Annotated in this window: 12 protein-coding genes and 1 riboswitch; of the genes, 8 read left to right on the top strand and 4 right to left on the bottom strand. The window is 70.3% G+C overall.

Annotated features, from left to right (window positions below; translation table 11 throughout):
* Positions 1–230: 230 nt before the first annotated feature.
* Positions 231–1,124, bottom strand: a complete 894-nt coding sequence (locus NYF13_RS32780) for a nuclear transport factor 2 family protein (RefSeq protein ID WP_315661800.1) — start codon at positions 1,122–1,124, stop codon at positions 231–233.
* Positions 1,125–1,242: 118 nt separating this feature from the next.
* Positions 1,243–2,607: an ankyrin repeat domain-containing protein gene (locus NYF13_RS32775; RefSeq protein ID WP_315661799.1), complete on the bottom strand. Its 1,365-nt coding sequence runs from the start codon at positions 2,605–2,607 to the stop codon at positions 1,243–1,245.
* Positions 2,608–3,220: 613 nt separating this feature from the next.
* On the opposite strand from NYF13_RS32775, the gene serA reads away from it, so the two are divergent.
* From serA to NYF13_RS32760, 3 genes are all read left to right on the top strand, one after another.
* On the top strand, positions 3,221–4,819 hold the full coding sequence (gene serA / locus NYF13_RS32770) for a phosphoglycerate dehydrogenase (protein ID WP_315661798.1): 1,599 nt from the start codon (positions 3,221–3,223) through the stop codon (positions 4,817–4,819).
* Positions 4,820–5,084: 265 nt separating this feature from the next.
* Positions 5,085–8,426: a S8 family serine peptidase gene (locus tag NYF13_RS32765; RefSeq protein WP_315661797.1), complete on the top strand. Its 3,342-nt coding sequence runs from the start codon at positions 5,085–5,087 to the stop codon at positions 8,424–8,426.
* A gap of 293 nt (positions 8,427–8,719) precedes the next feature.
* Positions 8,720–9,757 (top strand): 3-isopropylmalate dehydrogenase, encoded by a 1,038-nt coding sequence (locus tag NYF13_RS32760; RefSeq protein WP_091629065.1) that lies wholly within the window; start codon positions 8,720–8,722, stop codon positions 9,755–9,757.
* 226 nt (positions 9,758–9,983) lie between these two features.
* A riboswitch (cobalamin riboswitch) is annotated at positions 9,984–10,061 on the top strand.
* Between the two features lie 75 nt (positions 10,062–10,136).
* Here NYF13_RS32760 and NYF13_RS32755 read toward each other — a convergent pair.
* Complete coding sequence (locus tag NYF13_RS32755; RefSeq protein WP_315661796.1) at positions 10,137–10,484, bottom strand: hypothetical protein; 348 nt, start codon at positions 10,482–10,484, stop codon at positions 10,137–10,139.
* Positions 10,485–10,529: 45 nt separating this feature from the next.
* Positions 10,530–10,754 carry a hypothetical protein gene (locus tag NYF13_RS32750; RefSeq protein ID WP_315661795.1) on the bottom strand — a complete coding sequence of 75 codons (225 nt, stop codon included), beginning with the start codon at positions 10,752–10,754 and terminating at the stop codon, positions 10,530–10,532.
* 331 nt (positions 10,755–11,085) lie between these two features.
* Between NYF13_RS32750 and NYF13_RS32745 the strand changes: the two genes are divergently transcribed.
* The 5 genes from NYF13_RS32745 (at position 11,086) to NYF13_RS32725 (ending at position 16,934) form a co-directional block, all read left to right on the top strand.
* Positions 11,086–12,072, top strand: coding sequence for a FecCD family ABC transporter permease (locus NYF13_RS32745; RefSeq protein ID WP_396287812.1), 987 nt, complete (start codon positions 11,086–11,088; stop codon positions 12,070–12,072).
* Positions 12,073–12,861: an ABC transporter ATP-binding protein gene (locus NYF13_RS32740; protein ID WP_315661793.1), complete on the top strand. Its 789-nt coding sequence runs from the start codon at positions 12,073–12,075 to the stop codon at positions 12,859–12,861. It abuts the gene before it with no gap.
* The gene (locus tag NYF13_RS32735) at positions 12,854–13,858 is read left to right on the top strand and encodes an ABC transporter substrate-binding protein (RefSeq protein WP_315661792.1); all 1,005 of its coding nucleotides are present in this window, start codon (positions 12,854–12,856) and stop codon (positions 13,856–13,858) included. Before NYF13_RS32740 ends, NYF13_RS32735 begins: the two co-directional genes overlap by 8 nt.
* Positions 13,859–14,068: 210 nt before the next feature.
* Entirely contained in the window at positions 14,069–15,691 is a 1,623-nt protein-coding gene (gene cimA, locus NYF13_RS32730; protein ID WP_315661791.1) for a citramalate synthase, read from the top strand.
* Between the two features lie 472 nt (positions 15,692–16,163).
* Positions 16,164–16,934, top strand: a complete 771-nt coding sequence (locus NYF13_RS32725) for a fumarylacetoacetate hydrolase family protein (RefSeq protein ID WP_315661790.1) — start codon at positions 16,164–16,166, stop codon at positions 16,932–16,934.
* Positions 16,935–17,036: the final 102 nt, after the last annotated feature.

The following is a 17,036-nucleotide window of genomic DNA, read 5'->3' as shown; positions in this document are numbered from 1 at the left end:
GGTCGCCGTTGGTAGGCGAAGGGTGTCCAGTCGGGTCGCCGTTGATCGGTAATAGCGACGCGTTCCGTAGTCGGTGGGCGACGGCAGTCGCTTCCGATCTCCGTCGCCACCGATCGGCGACGGACCGTGAGCAGGCTTTCCACCAGGTGTTTTCCGTGATGGACTGCCGTTCGCCGGCAGTCGCCGCCCATTGGCGACGTCTGGTCGTGTTCCGGACGGTGGGGGCGCAGTCAGACGTTCAGCGCGGCGATCAGCTCCGGCAACCGGCCCGAGGCCGCGGCCAGGGCCAGGTGGTCGCTGTAGTCGCGGGACTCGACGATCCGGCCGTCGCGCACTCGCAGCACGAGGATGTCGTTGACGCGGAACGGCCGGCTCTCGAATTCACCTTCATAGGCGAACTCGCCGATGATCACCTCCGGATCGGCCGACTGGTAGGTCACGAGATCGGTCGCCTGTAGCCGGAGGCCCAGCTCGCCGACCCGCGCGAAGTGGGTTCGGAGCTCGTCGCGGGTGTTCAGGGTCGGCGCGTTCGGCAGGAACGGGTGGCTGACGTCGGTCCGCTCGGCGTAGAGGTCGGGGAGTTCGCTCCAGCGGTCGTCCGAGACGCCGAAGCAGAGCCGCTGGAACACGCCCAGCGGGCTCTTGCGGTCGGCCAGCGCTTCGGGGCGCGGCGTGACCGGGCCGGGCACGTGCGCCGGGGCCTGTTCGTAAGCGTCCGCGAGCAGTTCGGCGCCGCCGCGGACGGCGGCCAGCTTCAGGTAGTCGTGGTAATCGCGGGTGTGGACGAGCAATCCGTCACGGGCGCGGATCACCAGGATGTTGGCGGCCTCGGTACTCCGCCCGGTATCGGGTGACTCCACCGTGCTCTGGTATTCGGCGACGATCACCTCGGGATCCGTCGTCTCGTGGACAACTGCGTCGTGCGCTTTGAGGCGAATCGCCGCTCCGAGGCCACCGGTGAACCGGTCGTGGACAGCCTGGCGCCCCGCCAACCGCCCGGGCCGCGGCACTGCCGTCGGATGTTCGACCAGGGTGTCCTCGGCGTACAGGGACGAAAGCTCCTCGTACCGCCCTTCGGACAAGCCCTCGGAGAGGTGAGCGAACACGTCGGTGGGATCGGTCATGGCAGGGCCCTCCAGTGAACAAGCGGAGTAAATAGTCCGCATGATTGGAAGAATATACGGACTGTCTACTCCGCTTGTCTACCGAACTGCCGCTGATCAGGGTGTGGCCGCCGGACGGCTACGGCTCGGGAACGTGCTCCGGGCTGGTGAGGCGCTGCAGCAAGGCCCGGGCTTCCGGCTCGCCGCACGCCTCGGCCCAGCCCTCGGGGGTGCTGTTCCACCGGCCGTCACGGGCGGTGAGGTCGGCACCGGCCTCGACCAGGGTGGTGATGACGTCCAGATCGCCGCGTTGCGCGGCGAGGTGCAGCGCCGTGATGCCCATACCGTGCTCCGGACCGCCGAACGTGCCGACCCGGTTCACCTCGGCGCCCAGTGCGAGCAGGGTCCGCACGGCGGCGAGCCGGCCCCGGGCAACGGCCCAGGTCAGGGCGGTGCCGCGGTAGACGTCGGCATCCAGGTCCGTGCCGCGGGTGGCGAGGACCCGGAGGGCGTCCACGCGGTTGTTGCGCGCGGCCCAGCTCAGGGCTTCGTCGCGGATCTCGGCCGGGTCGTCCGTGGGACGCCAGAACGGGAATCCGCTGTGCGGGCGGTAGAACTCGCGGTGTCCGCCGGCGGCCGGCGCGAGTGTCCCGTTCGGACGGATGAGTTCGTCCAGCAGCGCCGGGTCGCCGAGGCCGGCGGCGACCCGGAGGTTGCGCGGGGACCGCTCGCGCGCCGCCAGTTTCTCGGCCACCACCCGGTTTCCCCAGAACAGCGCGATGATCAACGGGGTCCCCCCGTCGCCGCGAGCGGAAACGTCCAGCGGGGCCCCGGCGTCCAGCAGCATGTCGACGAGCTGCGGCTTCTTGCTGTAGGCGGCTTGGTGCAGCGCCGTCCAGCCGTGCGCGTTGGCCCGCGACGGGTCGGCGCCGCGGTCGAGCAGCAGACGCGTCAGCCGCTCGTCGCCGGTGGCGCCGGCCATGCCCAGCAGGTCGTTGCCGTTGGTGCCACGGGCGTCGACCAGCGTGGGGAACGCATCGATCACAGCCGAGAGCCCGTCCAGGTCACGAGCCTCGACCAGCCGATACGCGCGGGCGAAGGGTTCGCCGTTTTCCGGCAGCGCCGCGACGTGCTCGCGCAACGTCCGCCACGAGCCGAAACCATGCTCCCGAGCGACGACCGCCCGGGCGCCGTCACGCGTGAGGTCTTGCCCGTGACGTTCGAACGCCGCCCGCGCGCTGGGCGTGCCGTCCTCGGCGGATGAGAGCAGCCCGAACGCACGATCGGCGTAGTAGCCGACGTCGGTGTGATAGGCGTGCTGGAGATTCGGCCCGTTTTCGGCGACGCGGCGGACGTACGCCTGCAACTTGGGCCAACTGGGGAACCCGTGCTCGCGTGCGACGCGAAACTGCGCTTCGGACAGCTTCACGGCTTCGTTGCGTGCGCGTTCCTTCGCGCGTTTGCGCAACTGCTCCAGACTGGGATTTGCGGGCAACGTGCCCATGGTGCCTCCTTCCCTCGTCGCCCGTGGTCCGCCGGCACCGGGCAGGAAAGAAGGTGCGGAACTGGTGGTGCGGTGCTGCGGGGGTGGGCTCGGCCCTTTCCGCGGACGGGACGCGGCCCTCACCGCGTGCCTGCACCTTACCTCCCGGCAGACGTCCGTCGCCCGGGTCGGCGAGCACGACCCAGACGAGGGTTTCGTCTCTTGAGGACAGGCGGGGCCGAAACCGTGGGGGCGAGGGCCAGGGGCAGTAGGACATCGGCCGCCGACGCCTTCGATGACGACTTCACCCGCACCCTGTCGCACGATGCGAGAGGCTGGTTCCCAGCAGGTGGAACTTACAAATCGATGACCGGACTCGCGCCGACGTCACGGCGGAGGAGGGGTTGCGTTGGCGCGCGCGGTATCCGGGGCGGGCACGGGCAGCCCGGCGGCCGGGGGTCGACATCGCCTGTCGGCCCTGGTTTTCGCGGGATTGCGGGCGAGTTAACACCGTGAGAAGCCAGTGGACGGCCCAGCGGGTTAAACTCCGCCCTGACCGGGGCACAACGACGTGCTGAGACCGTTTGTCGACCCAGAGCATCCGGGAAGTTGACCAGATAGTGGGAGCTGCAACGTGACCAAGCCCAGCAAGCCCGTCGTCCTCATCGCGGAGAAGCTCGCGCCTTCCGTGGTGAGCGTGTTCGGTGACGAGGTAGAGGTCCGGCATGTGGACGGCACGGACCGCCCCGCGCTGTTCGAGGCGGTGAAGACCGCCGACGCGCTCCTGGTCCGTTCCGCCACGAAGGTCGACGCCGAGGTGCTCGGCCACACCACGCAGCTGAAGGTCGTCGCCCGCGCGGGCGTGGGCCTGGACAACGTCGAAGTCCCCGCCGCCACCGAGCGCGGGGTGCTCGTGGTCAACGCGCCGACGTCGAACATCGTCTCCGCCGCCGAGCACGCGGTCGCGCTGCTGCTCTCGGTCGCCCGGCGCGTGCCGGCCGCCGACCAGAGCCTGCGCGCGGGCGAGTGGAAGCGCAGCTCGTTCTCCGGGGTGGAGCTGCAGGGCAAGACCGTCGGCGTGGTCGGCCTCGGCAAGATCGGCCAGCTCTTCGCGCAGCGCCTGGCCGCCTTCGACACGAAGCTGATCGCGTACGACCCGTACGTCTCGGCCGCGCGCGCCGCGCAGCTGGGCATCGAGCTCGTTCCCCTCGACGAGCTGCTGGAGCGCGCCGACGCCATCTCCATCCACCTGCCGAAGACGCCGGAGACCAAGGGGCTGATCGACGCCGAGGCGCTCAAGAAGACCAAGCCCGGCGTGATCATCGTGAACGCCGCGCGCGGTGGCCTGATCGTAGAGGAGGCGCTGGCCGACGCGATCCGCAGCGGCCACGTCGGCGGGGCGGGCATCGACGTGTTCGTCACCGAGCCGACCACGTCCAGCCCGCTGTTCGAGCTGCCGAACGTCGTGGTCACGCCGCACCTGGGCGCGTCCACCGCCGAGGCCCAGGACCGCGCGGGCACCGACGTCGCCCGCTCCGTGCTGCTGGCGCTGCGCGGTGACTTCGTGCCGGACGCGGTGAACGTCTCCGGTGGCGGCACCGTCGGCGAGCACGTGCGCCCGTACCTTTCGCTGACGCAGAAGCTGGGCACCGTGCTCACCGCGCTCAGCCCGAAGGCGCCGACGTCGGTGACCGTGGTGGTCAAGGGCGAGCTGGGCAGCGAGGACACCTCCGTGCTCCAGCTCGCCGCGCTGCGCGGTGTGTTCGGCGGCGTGGTCGAGGACCAGGTCACCTTCGTCAACGCACCGCGGCTGGCCGAGGAGCTGGGCGTGCAGGTCGACCTCGTCACCGAGACCGAGAGCGCCAAGTTCCGCAGCCTGGTCACCGTCCGCGCGGTGCACGCCGACGGCGCGACCCTGACCGTGTCCGGTTCGGTCACCGGCAAGGACGAGACCGAGAAGATCGTCGAGGTCAACGGCCGCCACTTCGACCTGCGCGCCGAGGGCCACGTGCTGCTGCTGGAGTACCCGGACGGTCCCGGCATCATGGGCCGCGTCGGCACGCTGCTCGGCGAGGCCGGCATCAACATCGAGGCCGCGCAGATCAGCCAGACCACCGACGGCTCCGACGCCGTGATGCTGCTGCGCGTCGACCGGCACGTGGACGACAACGTGCTCCAGCCGATCGGCGCCGCCGTGGGCGCGCACACGATCCGCTCGGTCGACTTCTCCTAGCCGGCCACCGGCCGAAGGCCCCTTTCCCGCTGGTCGCGGGGGAGGGGCCTTCGTCGTGCCCGGGTCCGGGCAGACCGGCAACATTCGCGTAACGGAGCACATTCCGCACGAAAGTAGGTGTTTCGGGCGGATAGGTTCTGTGCCGCGAGGCCGAACCACGCGCCGTGAGAGCACGGCGCGGCGCCTGGCGCTCACCTGTCGGGGGTGATCGGGAGCGACGGGCAGGTTCGTGATCCAGGGCCTCGGGTTAAGGGGTTGGGTGTTCATGAGTAGATCCCGCTTACCTGGCTGGACCGCCCGGTCCACGGCCGTGGTGTCCGCCTTGGTGCTCGCGGCTGCCGTTGCCGGGGTGCCGGTCGCGTCGGCGCAGGGGGCGCCGCTCGCGGAGCCGGTCGCGCCCGCGAAGGTCGACGCCGCCGGGTTGCAGGGCAAGCTCTCGCCGCGGTTGGGCGCCGCGCAGGGCAAGGTCACCGCGTTCGTGGAGCTGGCCAAGAAGCCGGCCGTCGACGCGTTCACCACCGAGCAGAAGAAGGGCGCCAGCAAGGAAAAGGCGAAGCAGGCCGCGCGCGCCGCGAAGGCCGACACCGCAGCGGCGGTCACCTCCGTGGTCGGAGAGCTCAAAGCTTCCGACACGGCAGCGAAGCTCGTCACGCAGACGTCGAACGCCGTCGCGGGTGCTGTCGTCACGGCGGACGCGGCGAAGATTCGTGATCTCGCGAAGCGCGCGGACGTCGTCTCGGTGCGCACCGTCGTGCCGAAGTCGCGTACGAACGCCAGCGCGGAGCAGTTGACGAACACGCTCGCGTCGTGGCAGCAGACCGGGAAGTACGGCGACAACATCCGCGTCGGCGTGATCGACGACGGCATCGACTACACCCACACCGACTTCGGCGGACCGGGTACGCCCGAGGCGTACAAGGCGGTGGACCCGGTGAAGGCGTCGCCGCTGTTCCCGAGCGCCAAGGTGGTCGGTGGCACCGACCTCGTCGGCGACGGCTACGACTCCGAGGGCAAGACCGGCTCCCCGACTCCGAAGCCGGACCCCAACCCGCTGGCCTGCGGTGAGCACGGCACGCACGTGGCCGGCACCGTCGCCGGCTTCGGCGTGAACGCCGACGGCAGCACCTTCACCGGTGACTACAAGAAGCTGAACAAGAAGAAGCTCGATGCGCTGAAGATCGGCCCGGGCACCGCGCCCAAGGCTCTGCTGTACGCGATCAAGGTGTTCGGCTGCAAGGGTTCCACGAACGTCACCTCGCAGGCCCTCGACTGGGCCCTCGACCCGGACGGCGACGGCGACTTCACCGACCACCTCGACATCGTGAACCTCTCGCTGGGCAGCGACTTCGGCGCGCCGGACGACCCGGACTCGCTGTTCGTCCGCAAGCTCGCGCAGAACAACGTGCTCCCGGTGTTCTCGGCGGGCAACGGCGGCGACATCAACGACATCGCGGGCTCGCCGGGCTCGACCCCGGAGGCGCTCACCGTGGCCAGCAGCCGCGACGCGGGCGAACTGCGTGACGCCGTCGAGGTCACTGCCCCGGTCAAGGGGCAGCAGCCGGGCCAGTACAGCCAGGACTACGCGGGTTACGACACGCTCGACCTGACCGCCCCGGTCGTCGCGCTCTCCTCGGCGAACAACGCGGGCTGCCAGCCTTACTCGGCCGAGGACAAGGCCAAGGCCGCGGGCAAGATCGTCTGGCTCGAATGGGACGACAACGATTCCAGCCGCGCCTGCGGTTCCGCCGCGCGCGCCAACAACGCGCAGGCGGCCGGGGCGAAGGCGGCTCTGCTGTCGTCGACGCTGGAGCACTTCGCCGCCGGGATCGCCGGCAACGCGGCCGTGCCGATGTTCCAGCTCACCGGCAAGGCCACCGCGGCGCAGCGGCCCGCCCTGGCGGCGGGCACGCTCACCGTGCGCTTCTTCGGCGACGGCCGGACGACGCTGCAGACCTACGACCAGTCCATCGTGGACAGTCCGAGCTCGTTCACCTCGCGCGGTGGCCGCGGCCCGGCGCTCAAGCCGGACCTCTCGGCCCCCGGTGACACGATCACCTCGGCGTTCCGCGGCAGTGGCAACGGCCGGGCCGTCCTCTCCGGGACGTCCATGGCCGCTCCGCACACCTCGGGCATCACGGCGCTGATCCGCCAGGCGCACCCGGACTGGTCGGTCGAGGAGGTCAAGGCCGCGGTGGTCGACACCGCCGGGCACGACCTGCGCGACGGGGCCGGTCACACCTACGCGCCGCAGCGCGTCGGCGTGGGCCGGATCGACACGCTGGCCGCGCTGGACAACCAGGTGCTCGCCTACGTCCAGGACGACCCGGGCGCGGTGAGCGTCAACTTCGGCACCGTCGAGGCGCCGGGCCCGGTCACCCTGACCAAGACGGTCAAGGTGGTCAACAAGGGTGTCACGCCGGCCGAGTATTCGGTGGCGTACCAGGCGATCAACAGCTTGCCGGGCGTCGAGTACACGGTGGACAAGAGCTCGGTGAAGCTGAGCCCGCGCGGCGTCGCGACGGTGAAGGTGACGTTCAAGGTCACCGATCCCAAGCTGCTGCGCAAGGTGATCGACCCGACCATGCAGACCGTGCAGGCCGGGCTCGCCCGCCAGTTCGTCGCCGACGCCTCGGGCCGCGTCGCCTTCACCCCGAAGAACGGGGCGACGGTGCCGTTGCGCTTGGCCGTCTACGCCGCGCCGAAGCCGGTCTCGGCCATCACGACGCCGGCTGGTGTGCGGTTCGGCGCCGGGCAGAACCAGTCCGTGCTGAACCTCGGCGGCAAGGGCGTGGACCAGGGCAGCGGCGCGCAGCGGTACCGCTCGCTGATCAGCGTCCTGGAGTTGCAGGCCGAGTCCCCGCAGCTACCGGAGTGCGGGGCGGGCGTGACCGCCGACTGCACGCTCAACCGCACGGCCAAGGGCGGCGACCTGCGTTACGTCGGCGCGACCTCAACCGCCCCGCTGGCCAAGCTGCAGGGTGAGCCGGAGAAGGCCGTGCTCGCGTTCGGCCTGACCACCTGGAGCGACTGGGCGAACCTGGGCAGCAACACGGTGCCGTTCGTCGACATCGACACCACCGGCGACGGCAAGCCGGACTTCGAGACCTTCGTCACCAAGGCGACGGCCACCGACGTCCTGCTGGTGAACACCGTCTCGCTGACCAAGCCCGGATTCCCGAGCGTCGACATGCAGGCGATCAACGGCCAGCTCGGCGACGTCGACACGAACGTCTTCGATTCGAACGTGATGGTGCTGCCGGTGAGCATCGCCGCGCTGGGCATCGACCCGAACGAGGCCTCGCACCGGATCAGCTACACCGTGGGCACCAGCGGGTACTACGTCGCGCCGGGCACCACCAACGGGCTGATCGACTACGTCGGCACGCCGATCTCGTTCGACGCGCTCGCCCCGGCGTACTCGGTCCAGGGCGGCGGCGACGCGGCGCTGGGCTACGTCGCCAAGCCGGGAACCGCGCTCGTGGTGAACCGCAACGCGGCGGCCATCGCCGGGGACAAGGCGAAGGGCCTGCTGGCGATCGAGCACCACAACGCGGTGGGCTCGCGCGCCTCCGTGGTGCGGATCGAGACCGGGGGGCCGCGGGCGTAACCCCTTCGGCGTCACCCGGCCAGAACCACCTCGACCATCACCCGATCGGGTAGTAATCGAGGGAACGGTCACCGGTGGCCTTCGGCGGGAAAAGGGGGCTTTCCGGGTCTGAGCGGCCCGGGAGGCCCCCTTGGCCGTTCCCCCGTTCAGGTGTCTCACCCTGCGGGAGGATGCGGCAATAGGGTGGTGCGGCTACGGCCTGATGTCTACGGCCGGTAACCTTCCGCTGCTGGCGTTTTCTTGCGGATGGGCCATCGGAGCGTTCGGGTGGCCTGGTCTACGGAGGTGTGTGGATGCGGCTCGCGGTGATCCCAGGTGACGGGATCGGGCCCGAGGTGGTCTCCGAGGCGCTCAAGGTGCTCGGTGAAGTGGCACCGGCGGCGGAGATCACGAACTACGACCTCGGCGCCGCCCGGTGGCACTCGACCGGGGAGCTGCTCCCGGAGTCGGTGCTGGGCGAGTTGCGCCAGCACGACGCGATCCTGCTCGGCGCGGTCGGCGACCCGTCGGTGCCGAGCGGAATCCTCGAGCGCGGGCTGCTGCTGCGGCTGCGCTTCGAGCTCGACCACCACGTGAACCTGCGCCCGGCGCGGCTCTACCCCGGCGTCCGCGGCCCGCTGGCCGACGCCGGCGAGGTGGACATGATCATGGTGCGCGAAGGGACCGAAGGCCCGTACGCGGGCACCGGCGGTCTGCTCCGCAAGGACACCGAGCACGAGATCGCCACCGAGGTCAGCATCAACACGGCCTACGGGGTGCGGCGCGTGGTGGCCGACGCGTTCAACCGCGCCGAAGACCGGCCGCGCAAGCACCTCACCCTGGTGCACAAGACCAACGTGCTGGAGCACGCCGGCTCGCTGTGGTCGCGGATCGTCGAAGAGGTTTCGCTGGAGCACCCGGACGTGACGGTGGCCTACTCCCACGTGGACGCGGCGACCATCCACATGGTCACCGACCCGTCCCGGTTCGACGTGATCGTCACCGACAACCTGTTCGGCGACATCCTCACGGACCTGGCGGCCGCGGTGACCGGCGGCATCGGCCTCGCGGCCAGCGGCAACCTGGACATCACCCGCCGCAACCCGAGCATGTTCGAGCCGGTGCACGGCAGCGCCCCGGACATCGCGGGCCAGGGCCTGGCCGACCCGACGGCCGCGGTGCTGTCGGTCTCCCTGCTGCTGGACCACCTCGGCCAGAAGGAGGCGGCACGGCGCATCGAAGCTTCGGTCGCCTTCGACCTGGCCACCCGCGACCAGGCCTCACCCGGCGCCACCCAGGCGATCGGCGACCGTCTGGCCGCGCTGGTCTCGTCGAACGTGCGCACGGGCTGAAGTTCCGGCCAGGGCTTGCGGCGCCCGTTGGCGTCCGGCCGGCTCGGCGGTGCTGAGCGGTTGCTGAGCTGAGCGGTTGCTGTCTGGTGCCTGGTGCCTGGTGCGCTGGTGCGTTGCCGGGCGGCGGCCTCCGGCTCTGCTTCGTTACGCACCACGCGCTGCCGGGCCACGTGTGCCGGCCGGCTCGAGCAGGCGCAGTCAGTCGCTCCACCAGGAACCCCGCCGCGGAAGACCGGTCGAAATCCGGCGCTGACCCGCAACGGTAGGTCTGAGGTCCCCACCGGACCGCGGACGAGCCCGACACCGGCGGTGGTTCGCCCCACCCGTCCCCTCCCGTCGCGGTCTGCGGGAGACGGCACCCTTCCCCGCCGCCGGCCGGTCACCACCCCCTGCTGCGTGGACGGCTGTTGTCTTCGTCGCGCGGACCCGGAACCGATTGGGTCCCGCCGATGCCTTCCCGCGCCCACGATTCACCCGACAGCGCCCCACCCGACGACTGCCCGCGGAACGACGGTCCACGTGGCGACGGTTCGCCGGGCCGCGCCTCGCTCGGGCGCGCCTTGTCGGGCAGTTCCTCACCGGACGACGTCACCGATGGCCGCGCGTCGCCGGACAGTGCTTCGCCAGACGGCGCTTTACCGGACAGTGGTTCGCCGGTCAGCGACTTGCCGGACAGTGCTTCGCCCGACGGTGACTTACCCGACGTCGACCTGTCTGGCATCGACATGTCCGACGGCACCTTGTCTGGCAGCAGCACTCTGTCTGGCAGTGCTCAGTCTGGCCGCGACTTGTCCGGCCGCGCTTCGCCTGATGGTGACTCGCCCGGCACCGCATCGTCTGGCAGCGACTTGCCTGGCAGCGGCTTGCCTGGCAGCGCATCGCCCGGCCGCACATCGCCTGACAGCGGCCTGCCTGACTGCACCTCACCGGACCGGCTTTCGCCGACTGGCGGCATCCCAGCCACCACCGTTGCACCCGGCTCCAGCGGGACGGGCACCGGTACTCCTCCCGGCCCGTCAGCCACCGATCTCGCCGGTCGCCGGTTTGCCACCCCGCAACCCACCAGCGCCGAGTGCCTCGACCCCCCATCCACCCGACGACCCATCGCTCCGCAATCCGAAAACTCTCAGCGCCCCCACTCTCGGCGCGCCACCTTTCGGCGACCCGACTCTCAGCACCCCAGCTCTCGACGCCCCAGCTTTCACCGCTCCAACTCTCAGATCCCTAACTCTCAGGGCACCAGCTTTCGGCGCGCCAACTCCCAGGCCACCGGCCCCCGACCCACCCGCCGCCTGCTGCCGATCCTCCTGGGTCTCCTCGGGGTCCTCCTGGTGTCCGTCGTGGTGGCCGTCGGGATCGGGACCGTTGCCGTGCCTGTCACTCACACGTGGGCATTCCTCCGGGCCGGCCTCGTCGGTGGCACCATAGGCGCGGGCGACGTCGGCTCGTACCGGATCATCTGGGACATCCGGTTGCCGCGGGTGCTGCTGGCGGTGGTCGTCGGCGCGGGGCTGGCGACGGTGGGCGTCGCGATCCAGGCCATGGTGCGCAACGCGCTGGCGGAACCGTTCGTGCTCGGCATCTCGTCCGGGGCGTCGGTGGGTGCGACGGCGGTGGCGCTTTTCGGCGTTTTCGCGGCGATGGGCATTTACGCCCTGTCCGTCGGCGCTTTCCTGGCGGCGCTCGGCGCGACCGTGATCGTCTACCTCGTCGCGAAGACCCGCGAAGGCCTTACGCCGCTGCGTCTGGTGTTGACCGGCACCGCGATGTCGTACGGGTTCTTCGCCGTCACCACGGTCCTCGTCTTCCAGGCGCCAAACGGCGAAGCTGCACGTTCAGCCCTTTTCTGGCTACTGGGCAGCCTCGCCGGGGCGAACTGGGGGTCACTGCCGGTGGCAGCGGTGGTCGTGGCGGCCGGGTCGCTGGTGCTGTTCGTGCTGTCCGGTCGGCTGAACGCGTTGGCTATGGGCGACGAAGCGGCCACGACGCTCGGCGTGAACGTGCCCCGACTGCGCGTGCTGCTGTTCGTCGTCTGCTCGGCCATGACCGGCGTGCTGGTGGCGGTCAGCGGTGCGATCGGGTTCGTCGGCTTGATCCTGCCGCACCTGGTGCGGCTGGTGGTCGGCGCCGACCACCAGCGGGTGCTGGCCGTCGCGCCCCTGGCGGGGGCGGTGTTCCTCGTGTGGGTGGACGTGGCCGCGCGGGTGCTCGCCGCGCCCGAGGAGTTGCCGATCGGGGTGCTGACGGCGGCCGTCGGCGTGCCCGCGTTCCTGGTGTTGATGCGGCGCCGGGCCTACGTGTTCGGGGGTGCGTGAATGGACCTCTCGCTCCACGGCGTGACGGTCACCGCCGCCGGCCGCGCGCTGGTCGAGGACGTGACGCTCGACGCGCGAGCCGGCCGCTTCGTCGGTCTGCTCGGGCCGAACGGCAGTGGAAAGTCCACCACGCTGCGCGCCGTTTACCACGTGCTGAAGCCCTCGGCGGGCGCCGTGCTGCTCGACGGCCGCCCGCTCGACGGGCTCGCGCCGCGGCAACGGGCGCGCGCGATCGCCGCCGTCGCGCAGGAGTCGCACACGGAGTTCGACTTCACCGTCGCTGAAGTCGTGGCGATGGGACGGCTCCCGCACCACGGGCTGCTCGACCGGGCGACCGCCGCCGACCGGGAGATCTGCGCGGCGGCCCTGCGCCAGGTCGGGCTGGCGGACCTGGCCGGGCGCGGGGTGCTGACCCTGTCGGGCGGTGAACGGCAACGGGTGCTCATCGCGCGGGCGCTGGCCCAGCAGCCGGAGATCCTCGTGCTGGACGAGCCCACGAACCACCTCGACATCCGGCACCAGCTCGAGGTCCTCGCCTTGGTGCGGCGAAGCGGGCCGACGGTGCTCGCCGCCCTGCACGACCTCAATCTCGCCGCCTCGATGTGCGACACCGTCCACGTGCTCGACGGTGGACGGCTCGTCGCGAGCGGGACCCCCGCGGACGTCCTCACGCCCCCGCTGCTGGCCGAGGTTTTCGGCGTGCGTGCGCACGTGGTGGCGCACCCGGCGTCCGGGCGGCCGCAGTTGTTGTTCGACCGGCTCGAGTCCCAGGAGGACGATCATGCGTAGGACGGTCGCGATGGTCCTGGTGGCCACGCTGGCGGTGACGGGCTGTGGAGCCCAGGTGTCCGAAGGGGACCGCGGCGCCGTGCCCCCGGGGTATCCGGTCACGGTGACGAACTGCGGCTTTCCGCTGACGGTCCAGCGCCCGCCGGCGCGGGTGGTCACCAACGACATCGGCATCACGGAGCTGATGTTCGCCCTCGGCTTGGACGACCGGATGGCTGGTTACGTGGTCGACCGTGGGCAATCCGGCGGCGTCGCCTCGTCGCCGTGGAAAGGCGACTTCGCCAAAGTGTCCAAGCTGGCGGAGAAGATCAACCGCGAGGTGGTGCAGGGGGCGGGCGCGGACCTGGTGTTCGCCGGCTGGAACTACGGCTTCTCCGAGAGCACCGGATTCACCCCGGACACGCTCCGCCAGCTCGGCATCGCCAGCTACCAGCTGACGGAAGCGTGCCGAAACGGCGTCGGCAAGCAGCGCGGGGTCATGCCGCCGCTCGACGCCCTGTACACCGACCTGCGCAACCTCGGGAAGATCTTCGGCGTGAGCGAACGGGCCGAACAACTGGTCCAGCAGTACAGCGCGCAGGTCGCGGCGGTCGAGGGAGCCGTCGCCACCGGGCGGCAACGGCCGAAGATCTTCCTCTACGACGACGGCCGGGACCAGCCCTTCACCGCCGCGCGTTATGCGGGCCCGGACGAAATCATCACCAAGGCCGGCGGGAGCAACATCTTCGCCGACGTCGACGACACCTGGACGACGGTGAGCTGGGAGGCCGTGGTCCAGCGCGCGCCCGACGTCATCCTGATCAACGACTACGGCGGCGAGGTCGGCACCGTCGCCGACAAGGAGAACTTCCTCCGCTCGCGGCCGGATCTGCGCGATGTCCCGGCGGTCAAACAGGGCCGGTTCTTCGCGCTCCCGTACGCGGCGTTGGTGGAGGGCCCGCGCAACGCGTCGGCCGTCCAGTCGTTCGGCGCCTATCTCGCCGGGCTCCCGCGCTGACGTACTCCCACAGAATGGGAAGCTCCGCCCGGTGATTGGAAGCCGGGCGGAGTCTGTGGCACGATGCAACCGTGACCGCGATCTCGATCATTATCGCCGAGCGCGCCGGATAGACGCTCCACAAGAGCCCCCGGCGCGCAGCCTCCCGCACCCATGCGGGAGGTTTTTTTGTTGCCAGAAACAGGTCCTGCCCCGCCACAAGGAGATACCGTGACCCGCACGGAGCCCGCCGGAACCCCGCTCGGCGACGCTTTCCACCTCTACGACACCACCTTGCGCGACGGTGCCCAGCGTGAGGGGATCACTTACTCCGTCACGGACAAGCTGGCCGTCGCGCGGCTACTGGACGATCTGGGGGTCGGCTTCATCGAGGGCGGCTGGCCCGGCGCGCTGCCGAAGGACACGGAGTTCTTCGCCCGCGCCGCCCAGGGTGAGCTGGACCTGAAGCACGCAGCGCTGGTCGCGTTCGGCTCCACTCGCAAGGCCGGCACCACCGCGGACCGGGACCCGCAGGTCAGAGCGTTGCTTGATGCCGCGACACCGGTCATCACGCTCGTCGCCAAGGCGGACCTGCGGCACATCGAGCGCGCCCTGCGTGTCGACGTCGACGAAGCCTGCGCGATGGTCAGCGACACCGTCAGGTTCCTGACCGGCGAAGGGCGCCGTGTCTTCCTCGACGCCGAACACTTCTTCGACGGTTACGCCCACTCCCCGGAAACTTCGCTGCGCGTGCTCGACGCCGCGGCGACCGCGGGCGCCGACGTCCTCGTGCTCTGCGACACCAATGGCGGGCAACTGCCGCTGGGCCTCGCCGAGATCGTCCGCGAGGTGAAGGAGAAAACCGGATTCCGACTCGGGATCCATTGCCAGGACGACACTTCCTGCGCCGTGGCGAATTCCCTCGCCGCGGTGCAGGCGGGCGCGACGCACGTGCAGTGCACCGCGAACGGTTACGGGGAGCGGGCCGGCAACGCCGACCTGTTCGCCGTGACGGGGAACCTCGTGACCAAGCTCGGAATGGAGGTCCTCCCGACCGGAGGCGCCGCCGAGCTCACCCGCGTCTCCCATGCGCTGGCCGAAATCGCGAACATCGCCCCCGACACCCACCAGGCCTATGTCGGGTCGTCGGCCTTCGCTCACAAGGCGGGGCTGCACGCGAGCGCGATCAAGGTGGATCCGTTGCTGTACAACCACATCGATCCCTCTTCGGTCGGAAACGGCATGCGGGTGCTGGTCACGGAGATGGCCGGCCGGGCCAGCCTCGAGCTCAAGGGACGTGAGCTCGGGGTCGACCTCGCCGGCCGGCCCGAAGCCCTGACGAACGCGGTGCGGAAGGTCAAGCGGCTCGAATCCGAAGGCTGGTCGTTCGAGGCGGCCGATGCCTCACTCGAACTCCTGCTGCGACGCGAAGTCGCGGTCACGGATGAGGAAGAGCCGGCTGCGCCGCCGTTCGAGCTGGAGTCCTACCGCGTGGTGCTCGACCACCGCCCGGACGGTGAGGTGGTGTCCGAAGCCACCGTCAAGGTGCACGTGTCCGGGCACCGCGTGATCGCCACCGCGGAGGGCAACGGCCCGGTGCACGCGCTCGACGCCGCGCTGCGCCAGGCGCTCAGCCCGCACCTGTCCTGGCTGGACACGGTCGAGCTTGCCGATTACAAGGTCCGGATCCTTCCCTCCCATCCCGGCACCGACGCCGTGACGCGGGTGCTGCTGGAAACGACCGATGGCTTGCACGAATGGACCACGGTGGGCGTCCACGGGAACATCGTGGAAGCCAGTTGGCTGGCTATGTGTGATGCGCTGATGCACAAGAGCCTGGCTCTCCGGGGGTGATCCGCGCAAGCTTTTCCGGTCGCGACCGGCCCGTTCACGACCTTCGCGGTGCGAACGGGCCACTCGCGCCAGGGTGTGGAGTCGGCTCGATTCTCGGAAACAGCGATATCGCCCACAGCGGGGACTCGACGACGTGGACCTGAGGCTGCTCGGCCTCGATTCGCGCGCTTCTTAGTCGTGAAGCGATTCGGTGGTCGATTCGGGCTCCGCCGAATCTGCCGGATGCGTCGGAGCCGACGCGGTTCGACTGGGTCAGCTCGCGCAGGTGCTCTCACGAGGACCGAGGTGGTGCAGGTCACGAAAGGACCGTTCGTGCCGCGTGGGAACGAGCGGTCCCTTCACCCACCGGAACGGGGTGTTTTCCGAGGTTGGCGATGGCGCGAACGGCCCGTTCGCACCGGGGGCGCCGCGAATGGGCCGTTCGCGACGCGCGGGGTGCGCGCCCGGAGGCGGTCGTACGTAGACTGGCTGGGTGCGTCTAGCTCGTATTGCTCATCCCAGTGGTGTCGCGTTCGCTTCGATCGAGGGCGACGGTGACGATGCCCAGGTGCTGGAGATCGCCGAGCACCCGTTCGGCCAGCCGAACTTCACCGGCAAGCGGTGGCCGCTCGCCGACGTCCGGCTGCTCGCGCCGATCCTGCCGTCCAAGGTGATCGCCGTCGGCCGGAACTACGCCAAGCACGCGGCCGAGTTCGGCCACGAGGTGCCGTCCACGCCGATGCTGTTCATCAAGCCGTCCACCACGGTCGTCGGTCCCCATGCGCCGATCCGCCGCCCGGCGAACGTCGGCCGTGTCGACTTCGAGGGCGAGCTGGCTGTGGTCATCGGCCAGCCGGTCAAGAATGTTTCCGCCGCGCGCGCGGCGAGTGCGATCCTCGGCTACACGGTGGCCAACGACGTCAGCGCGCGTGACCTCCAGAAGGCCGACGGCCAGTGGGGCCGCGCGAAGGGCTTCGACACGTTCTGCCCGCTCGGCCCGTGGATCGAGACTTCGCTCGACCCGTCCGACCTCGCGTTGCGCAGCGAGGTGGACGGCGAACTCAAGCAGGACGGCCGTACGTCGGACCTGGTGCACAAGGTGCCCGAGCTGGTGGAGTTCGTGTCGAGCGTGATGACGCTCCTGCCCGGCGACATCATCCTCACCGGCACCCCGGAGGGGGTCGGCCCGATCGACGACGGCCAGCAGGTCTCGATCACGATCGAGGGCATCGGCACGCTGACCAACCCGGTCCAGAACCTCTGACCGTGCGTGGTCGAGGCGGCCCGGGGTGCTCGACGGTCTCCGGCTGGCGCCGTGGACGGTCTCGGCCAGCCGCGGGATAGCCAGTCCTCGGGCTGCTCGGCT

The sequence above is a fragment of the Amycolatopsis sp. PS_44_ISF1 genome (genome assembly GCF_032335455.1).
Classification (GTDB): domain Bacteria; phylum Actinomycetota; class Actinomycetes; order Mycobacteriales; family Pseudonocardiaceae; genus Amycolatopsis.
Note: the sequence above shows the minus strand (reverse complement) of the source record. Positions and strands in the feature narration are given on the sequence as shown.